The organism is Streptomyces sp. NPDC048182, from assembly GCF_043202555.1.
In the GTDB taxonomy this organism is placed as follows: domain Bacteria; phylum Actinomycetota; class Actinomycetes; order Streptomycetales; family Streptomycetaceae; genus Streptomyces.
Map to the genome: position 1 here is coordinate 94,905 of NZ_JBIDAQ010000005.1, position 17,944 is coordinate 112,848.

General features: G+C 76.9%; 19 protein-coding genes. 6 read left to right on the plus strand and 13 right to left on the minus strand.

The window, feature by feature from the left end:
- Positions 1–6 precede the first annotated feature (6 nt).
- Positions 7–1,014, plus strand: a complete 1,008-nt coding sequence (locus ACGFZL_RS11805; protein ID WP_393690693.1) for a beta-ketoacyl-ACP synthase 3 — start codon at positions 7–9, stop codon at positions 1,012–1,014.
- 71 nt (positions 1,015–1,085) lie between these two features.
- On the opposite strand, the gene ACGFZL_RS11810 is transcribed toward ACGFZL_RS11805, so the two are convergent.
- Genes ACGFZL_RS11810 through ACGFZL_RS11845 form a run of 8 tightly spaced genes read right to left on the minus strand, consistent with a single transcriptional unit; the run spans position 1,086 to position 8,299 of the window.
- Positions 1,086–2,324: an FAD-dependent oxidoreductase gene (locus ACGFZL_RS11810; RefSeq protein ID WP_393691223.1), complete on the minus strand. Its 1,239-nt coding sequence runs from the start codon at positions 2,322–2,324 to the stop codon at positions 1,086–1,088.
- Positions 2,325–2,352: 28 nt separating this feature from the next.
- The gene (locus ACGFZL_RS11815; protein ID WP_393690695.1) at positions 2,353–3,294 is read right to left on the minus strand and encodes an MBL fold metallo-hydrolase; all 942 of its coding nucleotides are present in this window, start codon (positions 3,292–3,294) and stop codon (positions 2,353–2,355) included.
- Complete coding sequence (locus ACGFZL_RS11820) at positions 3,291–4,298, minus strand: aromatase/cyclase (protein WP_393690697.1); 1,008 nt, start codon at positions 4,296–4,298, stop codon at positions 3,291–3,293. The genes ACGFZL_RS11815 and ACGFZL_RS11820 overlap by 4 nt, the downstream gene beginning before the upstream one ends.
- 35 nt (positions 4,299–4,333) lie before the next feature.
- A complete protein-coding gene (locus tag ACGFZL_RS11825) occupies positions 4,334–5,125 on the minus strand; it encodes an SDR family NAD(P)-dependent oxidoreductase (RefSeq protein ID WP_393690699.1) in 792 nt (263 codons plus the stop codon).
- A 40-nt stretch (positions 5,126–5,165) separates the two neighbouring features.
- Positions 5,166–5,423, minus strand: a complete 258-nt coding sequence (locus ACGFZL_RS11830; RefSeq protein WP_393690701.1) for an acyl carrier protein — start codon at positions 5,421–5,423, stop codon at positions 5,166–5,168.
- On the minus strand, positions 5,420–6,727 hold the full coding sequence (locus ACGFZL_RS11835) for a ketosynthase chain-length factor (protein WP_393690703.1): 1,308 nt from the start codon (positions 6,725–6,727) through the stop codon (positions 5,420–5,422). The genes ACGFZL_RS11830 and ACGFZL_RS11835 overlap by 4 nt, the downstream gene beginning before the upstream one ends.
- On the minus strand, positions 6,724–7,989 hold the full coding sequence (locus ACGFZL_RS11840; protein ID WP_393690705.1) for a beta-ketoacyl-[acyl-carrier-protein] synthase family protein: 1,266 nt from the start codon (positions 7,987–7,989) through the stop codon (positions 6,724–6,726). Before ACGFZL_RS11840 ends, ACGFZL_RS11835 begins: the two co-directional genes overlap by 4 nt.
- A 55-nt stretch (positions 7,990–8,044) precedes the next feature.
- Positions 8,045–8,299 (minus strand): acyl carrier protein, encoded by a 255-nt coding sequence (locus ACGFZL_RS11845; protein ID WP_355170912.1) that lies wholly within the window; start codon positions 8,297–8,299, stop codon positions 8,045–8,047.
- A gap of 198 nt (positions 8,300–8,497) precedes the next feature.
- On the opposite strand from ACGFZL_RS11845, the gene ACGFZL_RS11850 reads away from it, so the two are divergent.
- Entirely contained in the window at positions 8,498–9,103 is a 606-nt protein-coding gene (locus tag ACGFZL_RS11850; RefSeq protein WP_393690707.1) for a hypothetical protein, read from the plus strand.
- Positions 9,104–9,166: 63 nt separating this feature from the next.
- Here the strand turns inward: ACGFZL_RS11850 and ACGFZL_RS11855 are convergent, their stop codons facing one another.
- Both ACGFZL_RS11855 and ACGFZL_RS11860 read right to left on the minus strand, forming a co-directional pair.
- Positions 9,167–9,916: a hypothetical protein gene (locus ACGFZL_RS11855; protein ID WP_393690709.1), complete on the minus strand. Its 750-nt coding sequence runs from the start codon at positions 9,914–9,916 to the stop codon at positions 9,167–9,169.
- Between the two features lie 46 nt (positions 9,917–9,962).
- Entirely contained in the window at positions 9,963–10,292 is a 330-nt protein-coding gene (locus ACGFZL_RS11860; protein ID WP_393690711.1) for a hypothetical protein, read from the minus strand.
- 113 nt (positions 10,293–10,405) lie between these two features.
- Here ACGFZL_RS11860 and ACGFZL_RS11865 point away from each other — a divergent pair, with 113 nt between their 5' ends.
- Positions 10,406–10,804, plus strand: coding sequence for a VOC family protein (locus tag ACGFZL_RS11865; RefSeq protein WP_393690713.1), 399 nt, complete (start codon positions 10,406–10,408; stop codon positions 10,802–10,804).
- On the opposite strand, the gene ACGFZL_RS11870 is transcribed toward ACGFZL_RS11865, so the two are convergent.
- Both ACGFZL_RS11870 and ACGFZL_RS11875 read right to left on the minus strand, forming a co-directional pair.
- Complete coding sequence (locus ACGFZL_RS11870; protein WP_393690715.1) at positions 10,790–11,476, minus strand: helix-turn-helix domain-containing protein; 687 nt, start codon at positions 11,474–11,476, stop codon at positions 10,790–10,792. The genes ACGFZL_RS11865 and ACGFZL_RS11870 overlap by 15 nt on opposite strands.
- 9 nt (positions 11,477–11,485) lie before the next feature.
- Positions 11,486–12,421 (minus strand): AraC family transcriptional regulator, encoded by a 936-nt coding sequence (locus ACGFZL_RS11875; protein WP_355170901.1) that lies wholly within the window; start codon positions 12,419–12,421, stop codon positions 11,486–11,488.
- 80 nt (positions 12,422–12,501) lie between these two features.
- Here ACGFZL_RS11875 and ACGFZL_RS11880 point away from each other — a divergent pair, with 80 nt between their 5' ends.
- Positions 12,502–13,362 (plus strand): NAD(P)H-binding protein, encoded by an 861-nt coding sequence (locus tag ACGFZL_RS11880; protein ID WP_393690718.1) that lies wholly within the window; start codon positions 12,502–12,504, stop codon positions 13,360–13,362.
- Between the two features lie 35 nt (positions 13,363–13,397).
- On the opposite strand, the gene ACGFZL_RS11885 is transcribed toward ACGFZL_RS11880, so the two are convergent.
- Positions 13,398–14,531, minus strand: coding sequence for a YihY/virulence factor BrkB family protein (locus tag ACGFZL_RS11885; RefSeq protein ID WP_393690720.1), 1,134 nt, complete (start codon positions 14,529–14,531; stop codon positions 13,398–13,400).
- Between the two features lie 99 nt (positions 14,532–14,630).
- On the opposite strand from ACGFZL_RS11885, the gene ACGFZL_RS11890 reads away from it, so the two are divergent.
- Together ACGFZL_RS11890 and ACGFZL_RS11895 are read left to right on the plus strand one after the other, a co-directional pair.
- Positions 14,631–16,226: an acyl-CoA dehydrogenase family protein gene (locus ACGFZL_RS11890; protein WP_393690722.1), complete on the plus strand. Its 1,596-nt coding sequence runs from the start codon at positions 14,631–14,633 to the stop codon at positions 16,224–16,226.
- A gap of 405 nt (positions 16,227–16,631) precedes the next feature.
- On the plus strand, positions 16,632–17,924 hold the full coding sequence (locus tag ACGFZL_RS11895) for a GAF domain-containing protein (protein WP_355170893.1): 1,293 nt from the start codon (positions 16,632–16,634) through the stop codon (positions 17,922–17,924).
- Positions 17,925–17,944: the final 20 nt, after the last annotated feature.

The window sequence follows — 17,944 nt, forward strand, 5'->3', positions numbered from 1 at the left end:
GGGCGCATGACGGATGAGGACGGGTTCGAGCGGCGGGGACTGCGGGTGTCCGGCGGGTCCCCCAGTGCGATCCTCGGGGTGGGCGGGTACCGGCCCCGGCGGGTCGTCGGCAACGCGGAGGTCTGCGCGCGGATCGACTCCTCCGAGGAGTGGATCGAGCAGCGCAGCGGCATCCGGGAGCGGCGGTTCGCGGACGCCTCCGAGACGCTGCCGGTGATGTCGGCCGCCGCCGCCGGCAAGGCGCTCGCGCATGCCGGGGTGCGGGCGGCCGAGATCGACCTGGTGCTGGTCGCCAGCATGTCGAACCTGGTGCAGACCCCGCCGCTGGCCACCCGGCTGGCGCACGAGCTGGGTGCCCGGGGCGCGGCGGGCGTGGACCTCTCCGCCGCCTGCGCCGGGTTCTGCCACGCGCTGGCGCTCGCCTCGGACGCGGTACGGGCGGGCAGCGCCCGGCACGTGCTGGTGGTGGGCGCCGAGCGGATGACCGACATCGTGGAGCCCGGCGACCGTTCGATCGCCTTCCTGTTCGCGGACGGCGCCGGGGCGGTGGTCGTGGGCCCGGCGGCCGTCGAGGCGATCGGGCCGGTGGTCCGGCGGGCCTTCGGGGCGTACGGGGACGCGCTGCGGATGGACGGCGGCTGGACGGACCCGGCGCCGGACCGGCCCTGGATGCGGATGGACGGGCGGCGGGTGTTCCGCTGGGCGATGGACGACGTGGCGCCGGCCGCCCGCACCATGCTGGACCTGGCCGGAGTCGACCCGGGCGAGCTGGACGCGCTGGTCCCGCACCAGGCCAACCTGCGCATCACGGAGCTGCTCGCCGAACGCCTCGGCACCTCCCGCGCGGTGCTGTCCCGGGACGTCGTCGTCAGCGGCAACACCTCCGCCGCCTCGATCCCGCTCGCCCTGGAGGCCCTCTACGCCCAGGGCCTCGTCGCCGGCGGCGACACCGCGCTCCTCGTCGGCTTCGGCGCGGGGCTCAACTTTGCGGGGCAGACGGTGCTGTTGCCCTGAACCGCGTCAGAACGCGGGAAGGCCCGCCGCCCCGAGGGGCGGCGGGCCTTCCCGTGGTGCCGGGGAGCGGCTCAGTCCCTGCGGGCACCCGCCGGGGCGTGCTCCTGCTGGACGCCCGTGGCGATCAGGGCGGCCGGGAGGACCTGGAGGGGTGGGACGCGCCGCATCAGACGGGGCATCAGGGGGAGCTTCTCCTCCTCGCCCGGCGCCGGGGGCTCCAGGGTGATCTTGTGCAGGACCCGCTGCATCTGCTGGGTCACCAGGATCGGCAGGCGTCGGCGGCGCTGCACCTGCCGCAGCTCCCTGCGGCCGACCCGGCGTTCGCGCAGGGGGTCGGCGAGGATGCGGGCCGCCGCGGCGGCGTCCATCAGGGCGAGGTTGACGCCGACGCCGCCGGCCGGGGACATCGCGTGGGCCGCGTCGCCGAGGCAGAGGAAGCCGTCGCGGTACCAGCGGCGCAGCCGGCTGAGGCGTACGTCCAGGAGCTTGACGTCGTCCCAGCCGTCGATGCCGGCCACCCGGTCGGTGAGCCAGGGCAGGAACTCGCCGATGCGGTCGCGCAGGTAGGAGACGTCCTGGGTGCGGTGGGCGGCGTCGCGGCCCTTGCCGATGAAGAAGCCGCACTGCCAGAAGTCGCCCCGGTCCAGGAGGCCGAGGACCTCGCCGCCCTTGACGCGGAGCAGGCCCGCGCCCTCCGGGTCGGTGTCCAGGCGGGGCAGCTGGAACCACCAGCAGTCGACGTCCACCTGGGCGTCCACCGGTATCAGCCCCGCCTGATCGCGGATGGCGGAGTGCCGCCCGTCGCAGGCGACGGTGAGGTGGGCGCGCACCTCGTGCTCCTCGCCCCGCTCGTCGCGGTAGCGCAGCCCCGCCACCCGGCCGCCCTCGCGCAGCAGACCGGTCACCTCGGCGGGGCGCACCAGCTCGAAGCCGGGCTCCTTCTCGGCGGTGACGCGCAGCAGGTCCAGGAAGTCCCACTGGGGCACCAGGGAGGCGAACTTGTACTTCCGGCCGGGCAGCCGGGTGAAGTCGGCGGCGTTCACCTCGCCCTCGTCCAGGAGGAAGGACAGCCGCTCCATGTGCCGCTGCGGGATGGCGTGGAAGGCCCCGCCGAGGCCGATCTCGTCCAGCAGCCGCATCCCGGAGCGCTGCATGGTGTCGCCGCGGAAGTCCCGCAGGAAGTCGACGTGCTTCTCGACGACGGTGACCCGCACGCCGCAGCGCGCGAGCAGCAGGCCCAGCATCAGTCCGGCGGGGCCGGCGCCCGAGATGCAGCAGTCGACCTCGTCTCCGGTCCCCTTCAGGTCCATGGCCACCTCGGCCCTCCCTCTCGGTGTGTCAGGCGTGGCTGGGCGGCAGCACGCCGCCGTTGTACTCGACCATCTCCGCGAACGCGCCGAGCACGTCCAGCGGGGCGCCGGGCGGGGCGCCGTCCAGCTCGGCGTAGGCGCGGCGCAGGTTGGGCACCAGGCGCTCCTGCTCGTGCCAGTGGGCCCAGGGCCCGGGCCCCGCGCTGCGGGCCAGCGCCAGCGGGTCGAGGCCCGCGCGGTGCCCGGCGGCGGCCGTCTCCGTGAGCCAGGTGAAGTACCGCTCGGTCTCCACCAGCGCCTCGGGGCCGGCCACCGGCCCGTGGCCGCCGACCACCACCCGCGGCTCCAGCTCCCGCAGCCGGCGCAGCGCGGTGAGCGAGCCGCTCACCGAGCCCATCAGCACGAAGGGCGTGCGCCCGGGCAGCACCAGGTCGCCGGCGAACAGCACCCGCTCCTCGGGCAGCCAGACCACCGTGTCGTCGGCGGTGTGCGCCGGGCCGGGGTGCAGCAGCTCCACCCGCCGCCCGCCGTGGTGCAGCACCAGGCCGTCGCGGTAGGTGAGGTCGGGCAGCCGCAGTTCGAGGCCGCCCCAGTCGACGTCCGGCCACAGCCCGGTCAGGCCGAGTCCGGCCGCCGCCATCTCCTCGCGGGTGCGCTCGTGGGCCGCGATCAGGGTGCCGGGCCCGGCGAGCACGGCGTTGCCGAAGCTGTGGTCGCCGTGGAAGTGGGTGTTGACGATGAGCTGCGGCGCGTAGGGGGTGAGCGTGCCCACCGCCTCGCGCAGGGCCACCGAGCGGGCGTGGGTGGCGGCGGTGTCGACGAGCAGCGGGCCGCGCCCGGGCTCGGCGGCGAGCACGATCCCGGCGTTGCTGACGCACCAGCCGCCGTCGGGCTGGGTCCAGGCGTACACGCCCGGGGCCAGCTCCGCCAGTCGGCCCGGTGCGGCGACGCGCGGGTGCGCGGCGGTCACGGGCCGACCCGGGTGAGCTGCTCGCGGGCGGCGCGCAAGGTGGCCCGGCTGTTGCCGCCGACCCGTTCGCGGACCACGGCGGCGGCCTGGGCGAGGGTGGTGCCGGGTCCGAAGACGTCGTCGAGGGCGGCCGGGTCCAGCGCCACGGTGTGCTCGGCGGCCACCCGGGTGCCGTCGGCGCCGGCGGTGACGATCCAGGCGCCGCTGTGGGCGAGGAGGCCGCGCGGCGGGGTGGTCTGCTTGTAGACGATGCGGTACCCGGCGACGCCGTCACCGGCGGCGCGTTCGTCGGCGAAGCAGAGCCGGATGGACTGGGTGACGTGCGCGGAGCCGTCGGCGGTGCGGGTCTCCATGTCCATGGTCTGCACGTCCGCGCCGGCGGTGGCCTCGTCGGCCGGGACGGTCTCCAGGTCGAGCCCGGCCACGTGCGGCAGCCGCTCGGGCCAGCGGTCGGCCTCGTACAGGAAGGCGTACACGTCGGCCGGCGGGGCGGCGACCGTCTCCTCGTCGCGGAAGCGGACCAGGAGGTCCTCGGGGGCGTACGGGCTCTCCGCCCAGGAGCGCAGCGCGGCGATCTCGGCGTCGCTGTTGGCGTCGAGGGCCTCGGCGATCCGCTCGGCGGTGCCGGCCGGGCCCTCGGTGCGCCAGTGGTGGGCGAGTTCGAGGACGCCGGGCTCCTCGCCGGCCGAGACGAAGCGCCAGTGGCCGCCCATCGCGGTGACCGGGGGCGCCGGCTGCTCCTGCGCGAAGTCGATGCGGTGCTCCGCCGGGCGCAGCCGGCGCCGCGAGGTCCAGCTGCGTACGTCGCCGCCGACCACCGCCCAGAGCCGGATGCGCTGGCTCTCGCCGTCCCGCTCGGTCTCCTCGGCGTGCACGCAGGGCGTGAAGAGCAGGGGCCAGCGGGTGACGTCCTCGACCAGCGCGTAGGCGCGGGCCGCGTCGGCGGCGAGCGGGGTGACGTGGCGGGCCTCGGACTCCGGCCGGGTGGGTGTGCTGACGTCCACGGGACGTGCTCCTTAAGGGATTCGGGGGGCGTGGGTCAGTAGTTGCCCAGGCCGCCGCAGACGTTGAGGGCCTGCGCGGTGACCGCGGCGGCGGCGTCGGAGACGAGGTAGCCGACCATCGCGGCGACCTCCTCGGGCTGGGTGTAACGGCCCAGCGGGATCTTGGCGTTGAACTTCTTCAGCACCTCCTCCTCGCTCACCGACCACAGGTCGGCGTAGTGCTGCCGCACGGCGCCGGCCATCGGCGTCTCGACGTAGCCGGGGCAGACCGCGTTGACGGTGATGCCGGTGGGGGCCAGCTCCAGGCCGAGGGCCTTGGTGAAGCCGACGACGCCGTGCTTGGAGGCGGAGTAGGGGGCGCCGAGGACGACGCCCTGCTTGCCGCCGGTGGAGGCGATGTTGATGATCCGGGCGCGGGTCAGCTCCCGCATCCGGCCGGTGGTCAGGACCTGCTTGGTGACGAGGAAGACGCTGGTGAGGTTGGTGGTGATGACGGCGTCCCACAGCTCCTCGGTGAGGTCGGCGGTGACGCCGCCGCCGCTGCGGCCCGCGTTGTTGACCAGCACCTCGACGGGCCCGGTCGCCTCGACGGCGCCGCGCACGAACGCCTCGACGCTCGCGGCGTCGGTCACGTCGCACGCGGTGCCCTCGGCGGTGTACCCGGCGGCGCGCAGCTCCTTGACGGTCTGGCCGAGCGCCTCCGCGTCGCGGGCGCACAGGTGCAGGGGGTGGCCGAGGCCGCCGAGGGTCTCGGCGACGGACCGGCCGATGCCCCGGGTGGCGCCGGTGACCAGGGCGGTACCGCGCACGGGGGTCTGCTGGGTCATTCGGGGTCTCCTGGAGGTCGTGTGGACGGCACCGGTCGGCTCAACCGGCGGGGGTGAGCGCCCGGTTGACGTGGTCGAGAAACTCGGCGGGGGTGGCGATGGTGGTGACCTCCTCGTCGGTGAGGGTCACTCCGTAGCGCTCCTTGACGAGCGCGGCGGTCTCCAGGAGGGCGAGCGAGTCGTAGCCCAGCTCGGTGAAGGCGAGGTCGCGCTCGGCCTCGGTGAGCGCGGCGCCGTCGTCGGCCCCGGCGCACTCGGTGAGGACGGAGGAGAGGTCGGAGAGGGTGAGCTGGCTCATGTCGACGGACTTTCTGCGGTGGGGAGTTCGGCGGCGGTGACGACGACCGCGGCGTTGAAGCCGCCGTGGCCGCGGGCGAGGACGAGCGCGGTGCCGAGCGGTGCGGGGCGCGGCCGGTCGCGGACGAGGTCGAGGCGGAAGGCGGGGTCGGGCCGGTCCACGTGCCGGGTCGGCGGGATCACCCCGTCCCGGATCGCGAGCAGCGCGGCGGCCACGTCGAGCGGGGCGCCGCCGCCGTAGAGCCGGCCGGTGAGGGTCTTGGGCGCGGTGACGGGCACGCCGTACGGGCCGAACAGGGCCTCGATGGCGGCGGCCTCCTCGGCGTCGGCGGCCGGCTGCCCGGCGGCGTCGGCGAGGACCAGGTCGACGTCGGCGGTGGTGAGCCCGGCGTCGGCGAGGGCGAGCCGGGCGGCGCGCTCCAGGCCGGGCGGGCGCCCGTTGCCGGGGGCGGGGTCGAAGGTGGCCGCGTACCCGGCGACGGTGCCGAGCGGACGTGCCCCGCGGGCGGCGGCGGTGTCGGCGCGCTCCAGGACGAGCAGCGCGCCGCCCTCGCCGGGGACGTGTCCGGTGGCGCGGGTGTCGAAGGGCAGGTAGGCGGCGGCGGGGTCGGCGGAGCGGGTCAGCCGGCCGCTCGACAGATGGGAGACCAGCCCCCACGGGTCGAGGGAGGAGTCGACGCCGCCGGTGAGGGAGAGCCGCACGCCGCGCCGGAGGGTGCGCCGGGCCTGGCCGATGGCGTCGAGGCCGCCGGCGCCCTCGGAGACGAGGACGCCGCTGGCGCCGCGCAGGCCGTGCCGGATGGAGAGCTGGCCGGTGTTGACGGCGTAGAACCAGGCGAAGGACTCGTAGACGCTGACCGACTGGGGGCCCTTGGTCCACAGCTTGCGGATCTCGCGGTGGGTGAACTCGAAGCCGCCGGTGGCGTTGGAGGTGACGGCGCCGAGCCCGTAGCCGTCGTCGCCGGCCGCCTCGGTCAGCTCTGCCGGGTCGGCGCCGGCGTAGGCGAGCGCCCAGGCGCCGGCGGCCAGCGCGAGCCGGGTGACCCGGTCGGTCTGCGGCAGCAGCCGGCCCGGCAGGTGGTCCTCGGCGACGAAGCCGGGCACCTGGCCGGCCAGGCGGACCGGGTAGCCGGAGGTGTCGTAGCCGGTGAGCGGGCGGATGCCGCTCTCGCCGGCGAGGGTGGCCCGCCACCACGCCTCGGTGCCGAGCCCGTTGGGGGCGGCGACGCCGATGCCGGTGACGACGGCGGCGGGGTGCGCGGTGGCCCCCGGCGCGCGGGCGGGGCTCTCGGTGGCCGTGGTCATCGGGCGGTCTCCTCGCGGGTGAGCACCATCGCGGACTGGAAGCCGCCGAAGCCGGAGCCGACGCTGAGGACGGCGTCCACCTTCCGCTCCCGCGCCTCGTTCGGCACGTAGTCCAGGTCGCACTCGGGGTCGGCCTCGTGGAGGTTGGCGGTGGGGGGCACGGCGCCGTGCTCCATGGCCAGCGCGCAGGCGGCGATCTCGATGGAGCCGATCGCGCCGAGCGAGTGGCCCACCATGGACTTGATGGAGCTGACCGGGGTGCGGTAGGCGTGGTCGCCGAGGGTCCGCTTGAAGGCGGCTGTCTCGTGCCGGTCGTTCTGCTTGGTGCCGGAGCCGTGCGCGTTGACGTAGTCGACCCGCTCGGGTGCGAGCCGGGCCTCGGTGAGGGCGTGCGTGATGGCCTCGGCCATCTCGGTGCCGTCGGGGCGCAGTCCGGTCATGTGGTACGCGTTGCAGCGGGTGGCGTAGCCGCCGAGGACGCCGTAGACGTGGGCGCCGCGGGCCCGGGCGTGCTCCAGCTCCTCCAGGACGAACATGGCGGCGCCCTCGGCGAGGACGAAGCCGTTGCGGGTCCGGTCGAAGGGGCGGGAGGCGTGCTCGGGGTCGTCGTTGCGCGGGGTGGTGGCCTTGATGGCGTCGAAGCAGGAGACGGCGATCGGGGAGATGGGGGTGTCGGCGGCCCCGGCGATCATCAGGTCGGCGGTGCCCTCGGCGATGAGGTCGCGGGCGTGGCCGACGGAGTCCAGGCCCGAGGTGCAGCCGGTGGAGACCACGGTGGCCGGTCCCTCGGCGCCGGCCTCGCGGGCCACCTCGGCGGCGAGGGAGCTGGGCACGAAGGCGTCGAAGAGGTGCGGCGAGGTGTAGGCGCTGTCCACCTCCCAGGTGCGTCCGCTGTCGCTGAGCACCAGGTACTCGCGCTCCAGGGAGGTGGTCCCGCCGACGGCGCTGCCGACGCTCACCCCGGTGCGGTGCGGGTCGAGGCCGGCGAAGTCCAGGCCGCTGTCGGCCAGGCACTCGCGGGTGGCGACGACGGCGAACTGCGCGGCGCGGTCCATGCGGCGGACCTCGCGCGGGCCCAGCCCCCAGCGCTGCGGGTCGAAGTCGACCTCGGCGGCGACCTGGGAGCGGAAGCGGGCGGGGTCGAAGAAGGAGATGGTGCGGGTGGCGGTGCGGCCCGAGGTCATCAGGTCCCAGAACGCCTTCTTGCCGATCCCGCCGGGCGCGACCACCCCGATGCCGGTGACGGCGACACTTCGGTTCACTTGACAAGCCCCTCGTTCGGCGGTGCGACCGGCGGTGCCACCGGCCGCCGCGGAGTCATACGGCGGCGAGCTGCCCGCGGACGTGGTCGAGCAGCGCGCGCGGCGTCTTCAGCTCGTCGAGCGTCTCGTCGGGGACGCTCACCTCCCAGTCGTCCTGGATGCGGGTGACGATCTCGTAGACGGTCAGGGAGTCGAAGCCGAGGTCGGCGAACTCGGTGTCGAGCGCGGCGTCCTCGAGGGCTTCGGCGTCGGCGGCCTCGGAGCAGGCGGCGACGACGGTGCGCAGGTCGTTCAGCGTGAAATCGGCCATGCCAGGCAGCCTGGGGAGCGATTCTGGACGGGTGCTGGAGGAGTGCTGGAGACCGCCCCGCCGGCCCGGGCGGCCCTGCGGCGGGCGCCGAGCGCGGCGCGGGCGGCCCTCGATCCGGCCTCCAGCGACGGCGCTGACGCTGCGGCGCATGACGCACCTCAGCAGCAACGACCGTCACCGGAAAGGGGGTTGACCGCGATGTGGTCGATCGTCCTCACGGTGGCCGCCTTCGGCCGGGCCCCGCACCCGCCCGAACTCGCCCACGCCTTCTTCCTGGACACCCTCTGCGCGGTGCGGGCGACGCCGGGCACGGGCCCGATCGTGGTCGTCACCGGCGACCCGCTCGCCGCCGAGCAGGCCGGCGTCCTGGGCGCCGAGGTGTGCGCGGAGGGCCCCGACCCGACCCCGGCCGCCGCCGCGCGCCGGGGCTGCGCCCGAGCGGCCCGCCTGGCCCCCGGCACCCCGGTGGCCCTCCTGCGCGCCGACCTCCCGGCGCTGCGCCCCGCGGACCTGACCACCGCCCTCACCCGGGCCCGCGCCCACCCGAACGCCTACGCCACCGACGCCTCCGGCACCCTGACGACCCTGTCCACCACCCGCTTCCCCCGCGTCCCCGGCCCCGGCCTGGGCCCCGGCTCCCCCGCCCACCACCGGGCCCGCGGCTCCTACCCCCTCCCGGTCCTCCCGGCCGGCGGCCTCGCCCACCCGGGGGCCACGGGCCCGGAGACGGGCATGTACACCCGCGCCCTGCTGCATCTGCGGCCGAGCGCACGGGAGATGGCGGCGGCGAGCGGGGCAAGCTGACGGCTAGTCAGCTCAGGGGCCGCCGGTCCAGTGGACGGACCCCTAGCGGGCGGGGGGCGCTCATCAGCTACCCACGCCCACATCGTTGCGGGGTGCTCCGTCGCCGTCGGCCGGGAGGTCGCCGCGCTCCAGGGGGGCGGTCGGGGCGGGCGCCGGGGCGGGGAGGAGTGCGGCGGTCTCCGCGGCGTCGGGGCGGTGGGCGCCGAGGGCCGCCGCGCGCAGGGCCGCGCGGGGTACGGCGGCCGACTCGGCGGAGACGCGCAGGACATGGCCGTCGCCGGGCACGGCGTACTCGTGGCGGCCGGCGCCCGTGCGGTACCAGGCGTCGCCGTCCCGCTCGCAGGCCGGCCGGGCCGCGCCCTCCATGGGCAGCGCGGCGCAGGTGTCGCCGGTGAGCGTGCCCCGGTCCACGAAGAGGCTGAGCCGCGCGCCCGACGCCGGGGAGTACCAGCTCGCGCTGAAACCGTCGGCGCCGTACACGCCGACGGAGCCGGCGACGAGGGTGAAGCCGGGGGCGGTGGTGACGTAGACCAGCTCAGGGGCCACGCCGAGCGCCCGGGCGCGGGCGTCGAGGTCGCCGTGCGCGGAGGGGGAGGCGGGCGAGGCGGTGGCGGGGGTGCTCGGGCGGGCCGTGCCCGTGCGGGGCTTGCCCGCGGCGGGCGTGCCCGGGCCGGCGTCCCCGGCGGCGGGCGTGCGCGTCCCGGCCTCCCCCGCGGCGGCGGTGTCCGTGCCCGCCCGCTCCGTGCCGCAGGCGGTGAGCGCCAGGAGCAGCAGGAGCGACAGGGCGGGCAGGGTGCGCGGGAGGCGGGGCATGGCGCCCATCCTGCCGTACGGGCGTTCCCCCGGCCGCCCGGATCCGCTACGCCGGATGCGCCGCCGCCTCCTTGGTCAACTGCACGGCCGTCAGCAGGCTGAGCCCCGGTTCGGCCTGGCGGAGGGCCTTGACCGCGCGCACCGAGTCGGCGGGGCCCTCGTGGCCGGCGGCGGCGAGGCGCTGGTGGACCCACCGGGCGCGCAGGGACGCGTCGGGGACGGCGGCGGCCTCCGCGACCAGGGCCGCCGCGCGCTCCAGCCCTGGGCGCTGGTCGTCGGGCGCTTCGGCGAGGGCGTCGCGCAGGACGGCGGCGAGGGTGTCGGCGTCCCGCAGGACGAGGACGTGGAGTTCCGGGGTGCTTCGTCGTCCGAACATGGGGGCATCGTGGGCGCGGGGAGGGCGGTCGATCAAGGGAGTTGAGCGGGTTCTGAGCCGGGGTGTCCGTTTCGTTCAAGACCCGGCCGCGGCGCGGACCCTAGCGTGGCCGCATGACTCCACGATTCGACGCCGTCGGCCTCGTCGTCTCCGACATGGCCGCCGCTGTGACCTTCTACCGCCGGCTCGGGTTCGCCTTCCCGGACGGGGCCGAGGAGCAGCCGCACGCCGAGGCCGTGCTGCCCGGCGGGACGCGGCTGCTGCTCGACACCGAGGAGACCGTCCGTTCGTTCCATCCGGGCTGGTCGGCGCCGGCCGGGGGCGGGCGGGCCTCGCTCGCCCTGGCCTGCGAGACCCCCGAGGAGGTGGACGCGGTGTACGCGGAGCTGACCGGGGCCGGGTGCCACGGGGAGCTGAAGCCCTGGGACGCCTTCTGGGGGCAGCGGTACGCCGTCGTCCACGACCCGGACGGCAACGGGGTGGACCTGTTCGCGCCGCTAGCGGGCGAGTAGCCGGCCCATGGTGACGCCCGTCAGGGCACGCACCTCGCGGGACAGGTGGGCCTGGTCCGCGTAGCCCGCGCGCAGGGCCGTGTCCGCGAGCGGGGTGCCGGCGCGGGCCAGGGCGAGGGCGCGTTGGAGGCGCAGGACGCGGGCCAGGGTCTTGGGGCCGTAGCCGAAGGCGGCGAGTGAGAGGCGGTGCAACTGGCGTGCGCCGAGCCCCAGTTCGTCAGCGGTTACCGACACCGGGCGGCCCGCGGCGAGGGCGAGCGCCACGCGGCGCAGCAGCGGGTCGGGGGGTCCGGTCTCCGACGCCAGGGCCATGGCCGCCCGCTCCAGGCCGCGCGCCGGGTCGGTCGCGGCCTCGACGTGGGCCGCGAGGCGGCGGGCCCGCTCCGGCGGCCACAGGTCGGCGAGGGCCACGCGGCGGTCGCGCAGCTCGTGCGCCGGTACGCCGAGGAGGGCGGGCGCGGTGCCGGGCGGGAGGCGGATCCCGGCCCAGGGGCCGGGGGCGCCGTCGGTGCCGTACGCCCGGGTGTCGGGGCCCGCGACCAGCAGCCGGCCCGCGTGCCAGAGCAGGTCCATGCAGCCGTCGGGCAGCACCCGGCCCGCCTCGGACGCGGACGGCGTGTGCGTCCACAGCACGGCGCCGGGCAGCCCGCTGGAGGCGCGTTCGGCGTACACGCGGCCAGGTTACGCCGCCGCCGTCCGGTACTCCTGCGGGCTGACGCCGTAGCGCCGCTTGAAGGCCGTGGACAGGGCGAAGGCACTGCCGTAGCCGACGTGGCGGGCGATGGCGCCGAGGGTGTCCTCGGTGTCGCGCAGCCGGTCGGCGGCCAGGTCGAGGCGCCAGCCGGTGAGGTACGCCATCGGCGGCTCGCCCACCAGCTCGGTGAAGCGCCGGCCCAGCGCGGCGCGCGAGACGCCGGCGCCGGAGGCGAGGGCGGCGACCGTCCAGGGGTGTGCCGGGTCGTCCTGGAGGAGCCGCAGCGCGCGGCCCACGACGGGGTCGCCCAGGGCGTGGTACCAGGCCGGCGCCGCGGCCTGCGGCCCGGCGAACCAGGACCGCAGCGCGGCGATGACCAGCAGGTCGAGCAGCCGGTCAAGGACGACCTCCTGGCCGGGCTCGTCCCGCGCGACCTCCGTCATCAGCAGCGGCGTCAGCGGGTTGTCCCACGCCTCGGCGGTCAGCGAGAGCAGCGGCGGCAGCGCGTCCAGGAGCCGGCCGCCGATCTCGCCGCGCACCAGGTAGGTGCCGATCAGCAGCACCGCCTCGCCGTCGGCGCTGTCCCCCCACGCCCGCACCCCGAGGTCCATCGTGCCGCCCAGCGGACGCCCGTCGGGGTAGCTGCACTCGCCGCCCGGCAGGATCACCGCCTGCGGGCGGGTGGCCGGGTCGTCGGCGCAGGTGTACGGGTCGGGGCCGCGGGCGATGGCGAGGTCGCCGGCCCGCAGCCGCAGCGGCTCGCCCTTGTCCGGCACCACCCAGGAGCCGCCCCGCACCATCAGCATCACCGTGAGCGGCGCCCGGTCCTCCACGCGCACCGACCAGGGCGGGTCGAAGCTGGCCCGGATCATGAAGGCGCCCCGGGCCCGGGGGCCCGCCAGCAGGCCGTCGAGTGCGTCCATGGCGTCAGCGTAGACGCGCGCGTATGGGGGCGAGCCGCTGGGCGATGGGAGAGCGGGGCGTTCGGCGCTTGGCTGGGCACATGACGACAACGACGCGTACGAAGACGGACCCGACGGACCTCACGGTGGTGGTGACCGGCGCCTCCGGCCGCACCGGGCGCCGGGTCGCCGAGGCGGCCCGGGACCAGGGGCTCACCGTGCGGGCGGCCTCCCGCGCCACCGGCTTCGACTGGAACGACCCGGCGACCTGGGCCGACACCCTGCGCGGCGCCGACGCCGCCTACCTGGCGCACCCCACCGACATCGGCGCCCCCGGCACCGCCGAGGCCGTGGGGGCGCTCGCGGCGAAGGCGGTCGGCCTCGGCGTCGGGCGCCTGGTGCTGCTCTCCGCGCGCGGCGAGGACCAGGCGCTGCCCGCCGAGGAGGCGCTGCGGGCGTCGGGCGCGGAGTGGACGGTCGTCCGGGCCGCCTGGTTCGCGCAGAACTTCAGCGAGGGCCCGCTGGCGGAGGAGCTGCGGCACACCGGGGGCCTGGTCTTCGCGGCCGACGAGGTCGCCGAGCCCTTCGTGGACCTGCGGGACGTCGCGGAAGTGGCGGTCGCCGCGCTGGCCCCGGCCGACCGCGACCGGTACGCCGGGCGGGTCCTGGAGGTGTCCGGGCCACGGCTGCTGACCTTCGGCGAGGCGGTCGCCGAGGTCGGCGCGGCGACCGGGCGCGAGCTGGCGTACCGCCCGGTGCCGGCGGCGGAGTACGGCGCGCACCTGGCCGGGTTCGGCATCCCGGACGAGGAGGCCGCCTTCCTGACGGAGGTGTTCTCGACCCTCCTGGACGGCCGCAACGCCCACCTGTCGGACGGGGTCCGGGAGGTGCTGGGCCGCGAGCCGAGGGACTTCCGGGACTTCGCGCGGGAGGCCGCGGCGGCGGGGGCCTGGCGGAGCTGAGGCACGCCGAGGCTCTTCCGAGAGCCGAGGCTCTCCTAGGACTCGTCCGGCTTCTCGTGGTTGGCCGGCGGCGTGTTCTTCGCGTGGGTGCGCAGCCGGGCCGAGACGTCCTCCGGGGGCAGGAAGCGCGACCAGCGTTCGGGGAACTCCGAGGGCATGTCGGGGTCCGCCTCGCCGGCCGCGGCGGCGCGGGCCACGTACTCGGCGACCTGCGCCTGGCGCAGCCGCTCGTTGGTCTCGCGGGCCGCGGCCGTGGCGGCGGCCGGCCAGACCCGGTCGATGGCCGCGTTGACCGCCGCCCCGACCAGCACCGCGAACGCGGACACGCCGATCCACAGCAGCACCGCGACCGGCGCCGCCAGGGAGCCGTAGATGGTGGGCCCCTCCACGGTGCTGGTGAGGTAGATGCGCAGCAGGAAGCTGCCGAGCACCCACATGGCGAGGGCGACCAGCGCGCCGGGCACGTCCTCGATCCACGGCGAGCGCACCGGCACGGACACGTGGTAGAGCGTGGTCAGGAAGGCGACGGAGAGGATGATGACGACCGGCCAGTACAGCACCTGCACCACGGTCGTCGACCAGGGCACCACCCCGACCACCGCGTCCGGGCCCGCCACCATCAGCGGCAGCGCGATCGAGCCGATCAGCAGCGCCACGACGAACAGCCCGAAGGACAGCAGCCGGGTCTTGACGATGCCGCGCACGCCGTCCAGGCCGTACATCACGGTGATGGTGTCGATGAAGACGTTCACCGCGCGGGAGCCCGACCACAGGGCGAAGAGGAAGCCGATGGAGATGACGTCGGGCCGGCCGCCCTTCATGACGTCGTCCAGGATCGGCTCGGTGATCTGCCGCACCCCCCGCTCGGAGAGCACCGCGCGCGAGGCGTCCAGGATGTTGGTGCGCAGGCTCTCGGTGGTGTCGGCGCCGATCCACGAGTCCACGTAGCCGAGCAGCCCGAGGAGGCTCAGCAGCAGCGGCGGCACCGAGAGCAGCGTGAAGAACGCGGCCTCGGCGGCCAGGCCGAGGATGCGGTACTCCATGCAGGAGTTCACCGTGTCCTTGAGCAGCAGCCAGGCGGTCCGGCGCTTGGAGACGTTCCGGTACAGGACCCGGGCACGGTGGAGCCGGCCCGAGGGCCGTACGGAGGATTCACTTGCTGGCTGCACGACCCAAAGGTATCCGCCGTGCGCCGTCGCACTCACCCGCGCACTCCCCCGATCCCCACCCGGCCCCCACCGGCGCCTTCGCGCGATAGGTTCCCGCTCATGGCAGGCAGCACCCAGCGGGACCCCGACCGACCGCCGCCGTTGGCCGGCTACGACGTCTTCGGCGCCGACCGCGTGCTGACCGAGGCGGTGGCCCGGCACCTCGACGCCGGGCTGCGGGACGAGGCGGCGGCGGAGCTGTCCGGCCTCGGCCGCTCCTGCGGCTCGGCGCAGGCGCAGGGGTGGGCGGAGCAGGCCGAGGCCGATCCGCCGGCGGCCCGCACCCACGACCGCTACGGGCACCGCGTCGACGAGGTCGTCTGCTCCCCCGCCTGGCACCGGCTGCTCGGCAAGGGGGTCGCGGCGGGGCTGGCCGGCTCCGGGGACCGGCCGGGCGGGCAGGTGCGGCGGGCGGCCGGGTTCCTGATGTGGGCGCAGGTCGAGCCGGGCACCTGCGGCCCCCTGTCGGCGACCCACGCGGCCGGGCCGGCCCTGCGCGCCGCTCCGGAGCTGTCCGCGGCCTGGGAGCCGCTGCTGGCCTCGCGGGTCTACGACCAGGAGCCGCGGCCCCCGCACCGCAAGGCCGGGGCGCTGTTCGGGCGGGCCGCGGCACGGGACGCCGAGGGGGCGCGGGCCCGGCCGGCGCGGGACGGCATGTACGAGCTGACCGGCGTCTGGCGCTGCTCGGCGCCGATGTCGGACGGGTTCCTGGTCCGCGCGCCGGCGCCGGGCGGGCCGACGTGCTTCCTGGTGCCGCGGGTCCTGCCGGACGGCACCCGCAACGCGTTCGGGATCCAGCGGCTGGTGCGGACACCGGGCAACCGCTCCGACGCCCTCGCCGAGGTCGGCTTCGCCGGGACCCTGGCCCACCGGGTGGGCGCGGAGGGGGACGCGGCGGCCGTCCTGGCGGAGACGGTGGCGGCGGGGCGCCTCGACCACGTCCTCGGCGCGGCGGGGCTGATGCGGCAGGCGGTCGCGCGGGCCGTCCACCACGGCGGGCACCCGGACGACGCGCCGCTGACCCGCAACGTGCTCGCCGACCTGGCCGTCGAGTCGGAGGCGGCGACGACCCTGGCGCTGCGGCTCGCGGCGGCCCGCGACGACGGCGGCGACGGGGACGAGCGGGCGGCGGCGCTGCTGCGGCTCGCGGTCCCGGCGGCGGCGTACTGGGTGGCGGGGCGCTGCCCGGCCGTGGTGCGGGCGGCGGCCGAGTGCCTGGGCGAGGAGGGGTGGGCCGAGGAGTCGGGGTTCCCCCGGCTGGTGCGCGAGGCCCCGCTGCACTCCCTGGCGCGGGGCGGCGGCAGCGGGCAGGCCCTGGAGGTGGTGGGGGTGCTCGAACGGGACCCGCGGGTCCTCGACGCCTACCTGACCGAGGTGGGCGCGGCCCGCGGCGCCGACCGGCGGCTGGACGCCGCGATCCGGGACCTGCTGACCGACCTCGCCGACCTGGCCGCCGCGCGCGGCCGGGCCCGCCGGCTGGCGGAGCGCCTCGCACTGGTCCTCCAGGGCGCGCTGCTGGTCCGCCACGCGCCCCCGGAGGTCGCCGACCTGTTCTGCGCGTCCCGGCTGGGACCGGACGCCGCGCTGTCCTTCGGCGGGCTGGCGCCCGGGGCGGACCTGGGCGGGGTGGTGGAGCGGGCGCGGCCGGCGGGTTGAGGCACCCGGCAGACGGGGGCGGTGCGCCGAGCGGCGTCAGGGGGGCGGTGCGCCCAGCGGCATCAGGGGGCCGGGGCGCCAGCGGCATCACGGGGGCGGTGCGCCCAGCGGCATCAGGGGGCCGGTGCGCCAGCGGCATCACGGGGGCGGTGCGCCCAGCGGCATCAGGGGGCCGGTGCGCCCAGCGGCGTCACGGGGGCGGTGCCGCGCCGACACGGCACCGCCCCCGGCGGGACCAGTGTCCGGCGGCGCGGGGCGAGGCCACCAGGGTTGCAAGGGGTTGCAACCACGGGCGTCGCCAGGGGTCGCCCGCCGCGCGGCGCTTGCCGCCGGGCGGCCCGGGGCGGTCTCATGGTGACGTGGCGTCAGGCGTACTGCCGGGGAGGACGGGGAGGACGAGGACCAGTGCCGCTCTCACCGTGGGGCACCGACACCGCGCGGGCCGCGCGGCTGCTCAGCGAGGTCCGCTCGGCGCGGCTGGCGGGCCGGCCGGCCCCCGTCGCGCCGCGCCCGGTGATCGAGCAGTCCTGGGCGCGGATGCTGCGCGGCGGCGTCGACCCCGAACGGGACGTGCGCTCCCGGCTGCTGACGCCCGAGGAGGTCCGGCGGCGCCGGGACGCCTCACCGCTGCGGCACGTACTGCCGCTGCTGCGCGAGCGGTTGCTGTCGGTGGCCGACACCGCGCACCACATCATGGTGGTCGCCGACGCGGAGGGCCGGGTGCTGTGGCGGGAGGGCAGCCCCCGGGTGCTGCGCCTCGCCGACGGGCTGGGCTTCGAGACCGGCGCCGACTGGCGGGAGGACGTGGTCGGCACCAACGGGGTGGGCACCCCGGCGGTCACCCGGCGCCCCGTGCAGGTCTTCGCCGCCGAGCACTTCGTCCGCTCCCAGGCCGCCTGGACCTGCGCCGGCGCCCCGCTCACCGACCCGCGCGACGGGCGCCTGCTCGGCGTCGTCGACGTCAGCGGCCCGGTCGGCACCATGCACCCGGCCACGCTCGCCTGGGTGGCCTCGGTGGCCGGGCTCGCCGAGGCCCGGCTGCGCGAGCGGCACCGGCGGTCCCTGGAGCGGCTGCGGGCGGTCGCGGCGCCGGTCCTCGCCCGCCTGACGGGCCGCGCCCTGGTGGTCGACCGGGACGGCTGGACGGCGGCGGTGACGGGGATGCCGTACCTGGAGCGGGTCGCGCTGCCCGGGTCCCCGGCGCCGGGTCCCGCGTGGCTGCCGGGGGTCGGGGCGTGCACGGTGGAGCCGCTGGACGAGGGCTGGCTGGTGCGGGCCGCCGGGGAGGACGGGGAGGGCGCCGCGCCGGTGCCCGAGGGTGCCGCCCGGATCGTGCTCGACCTGCGCGGTGCGCACCGGTGGTCGGTCGGGGTGGCCGGCGGCGCGGGCGAGTGGAGCCGGGAACTGAGCCTGCGGCACGCCGAGTTGCTGTACGTGCTGGCCGCGCACCGGGACGGGCGCAGCGCGGCGGGCCTCGCCGCCGACCTGTTCGGGGACCCGGGGCGCACGGTGACGGTGCGCGCCGAGATGTCCCGGGTCCGCCGCTACCTCGGGGCGCAGCTGCGGCACCGTCCGTACCGCTTCCGCGAGGAGGCCGGCGTCGAGCTGCTCCTGCCGCCCGACCCGCGCGACCTGCTCCCCGGCTCGGCGGCCCCGGCCGTCACCCGGCGCCGGGCGGCCGGGGCGGCCGGGAGGTGAGCCGTTTCGCCCGGACGGAG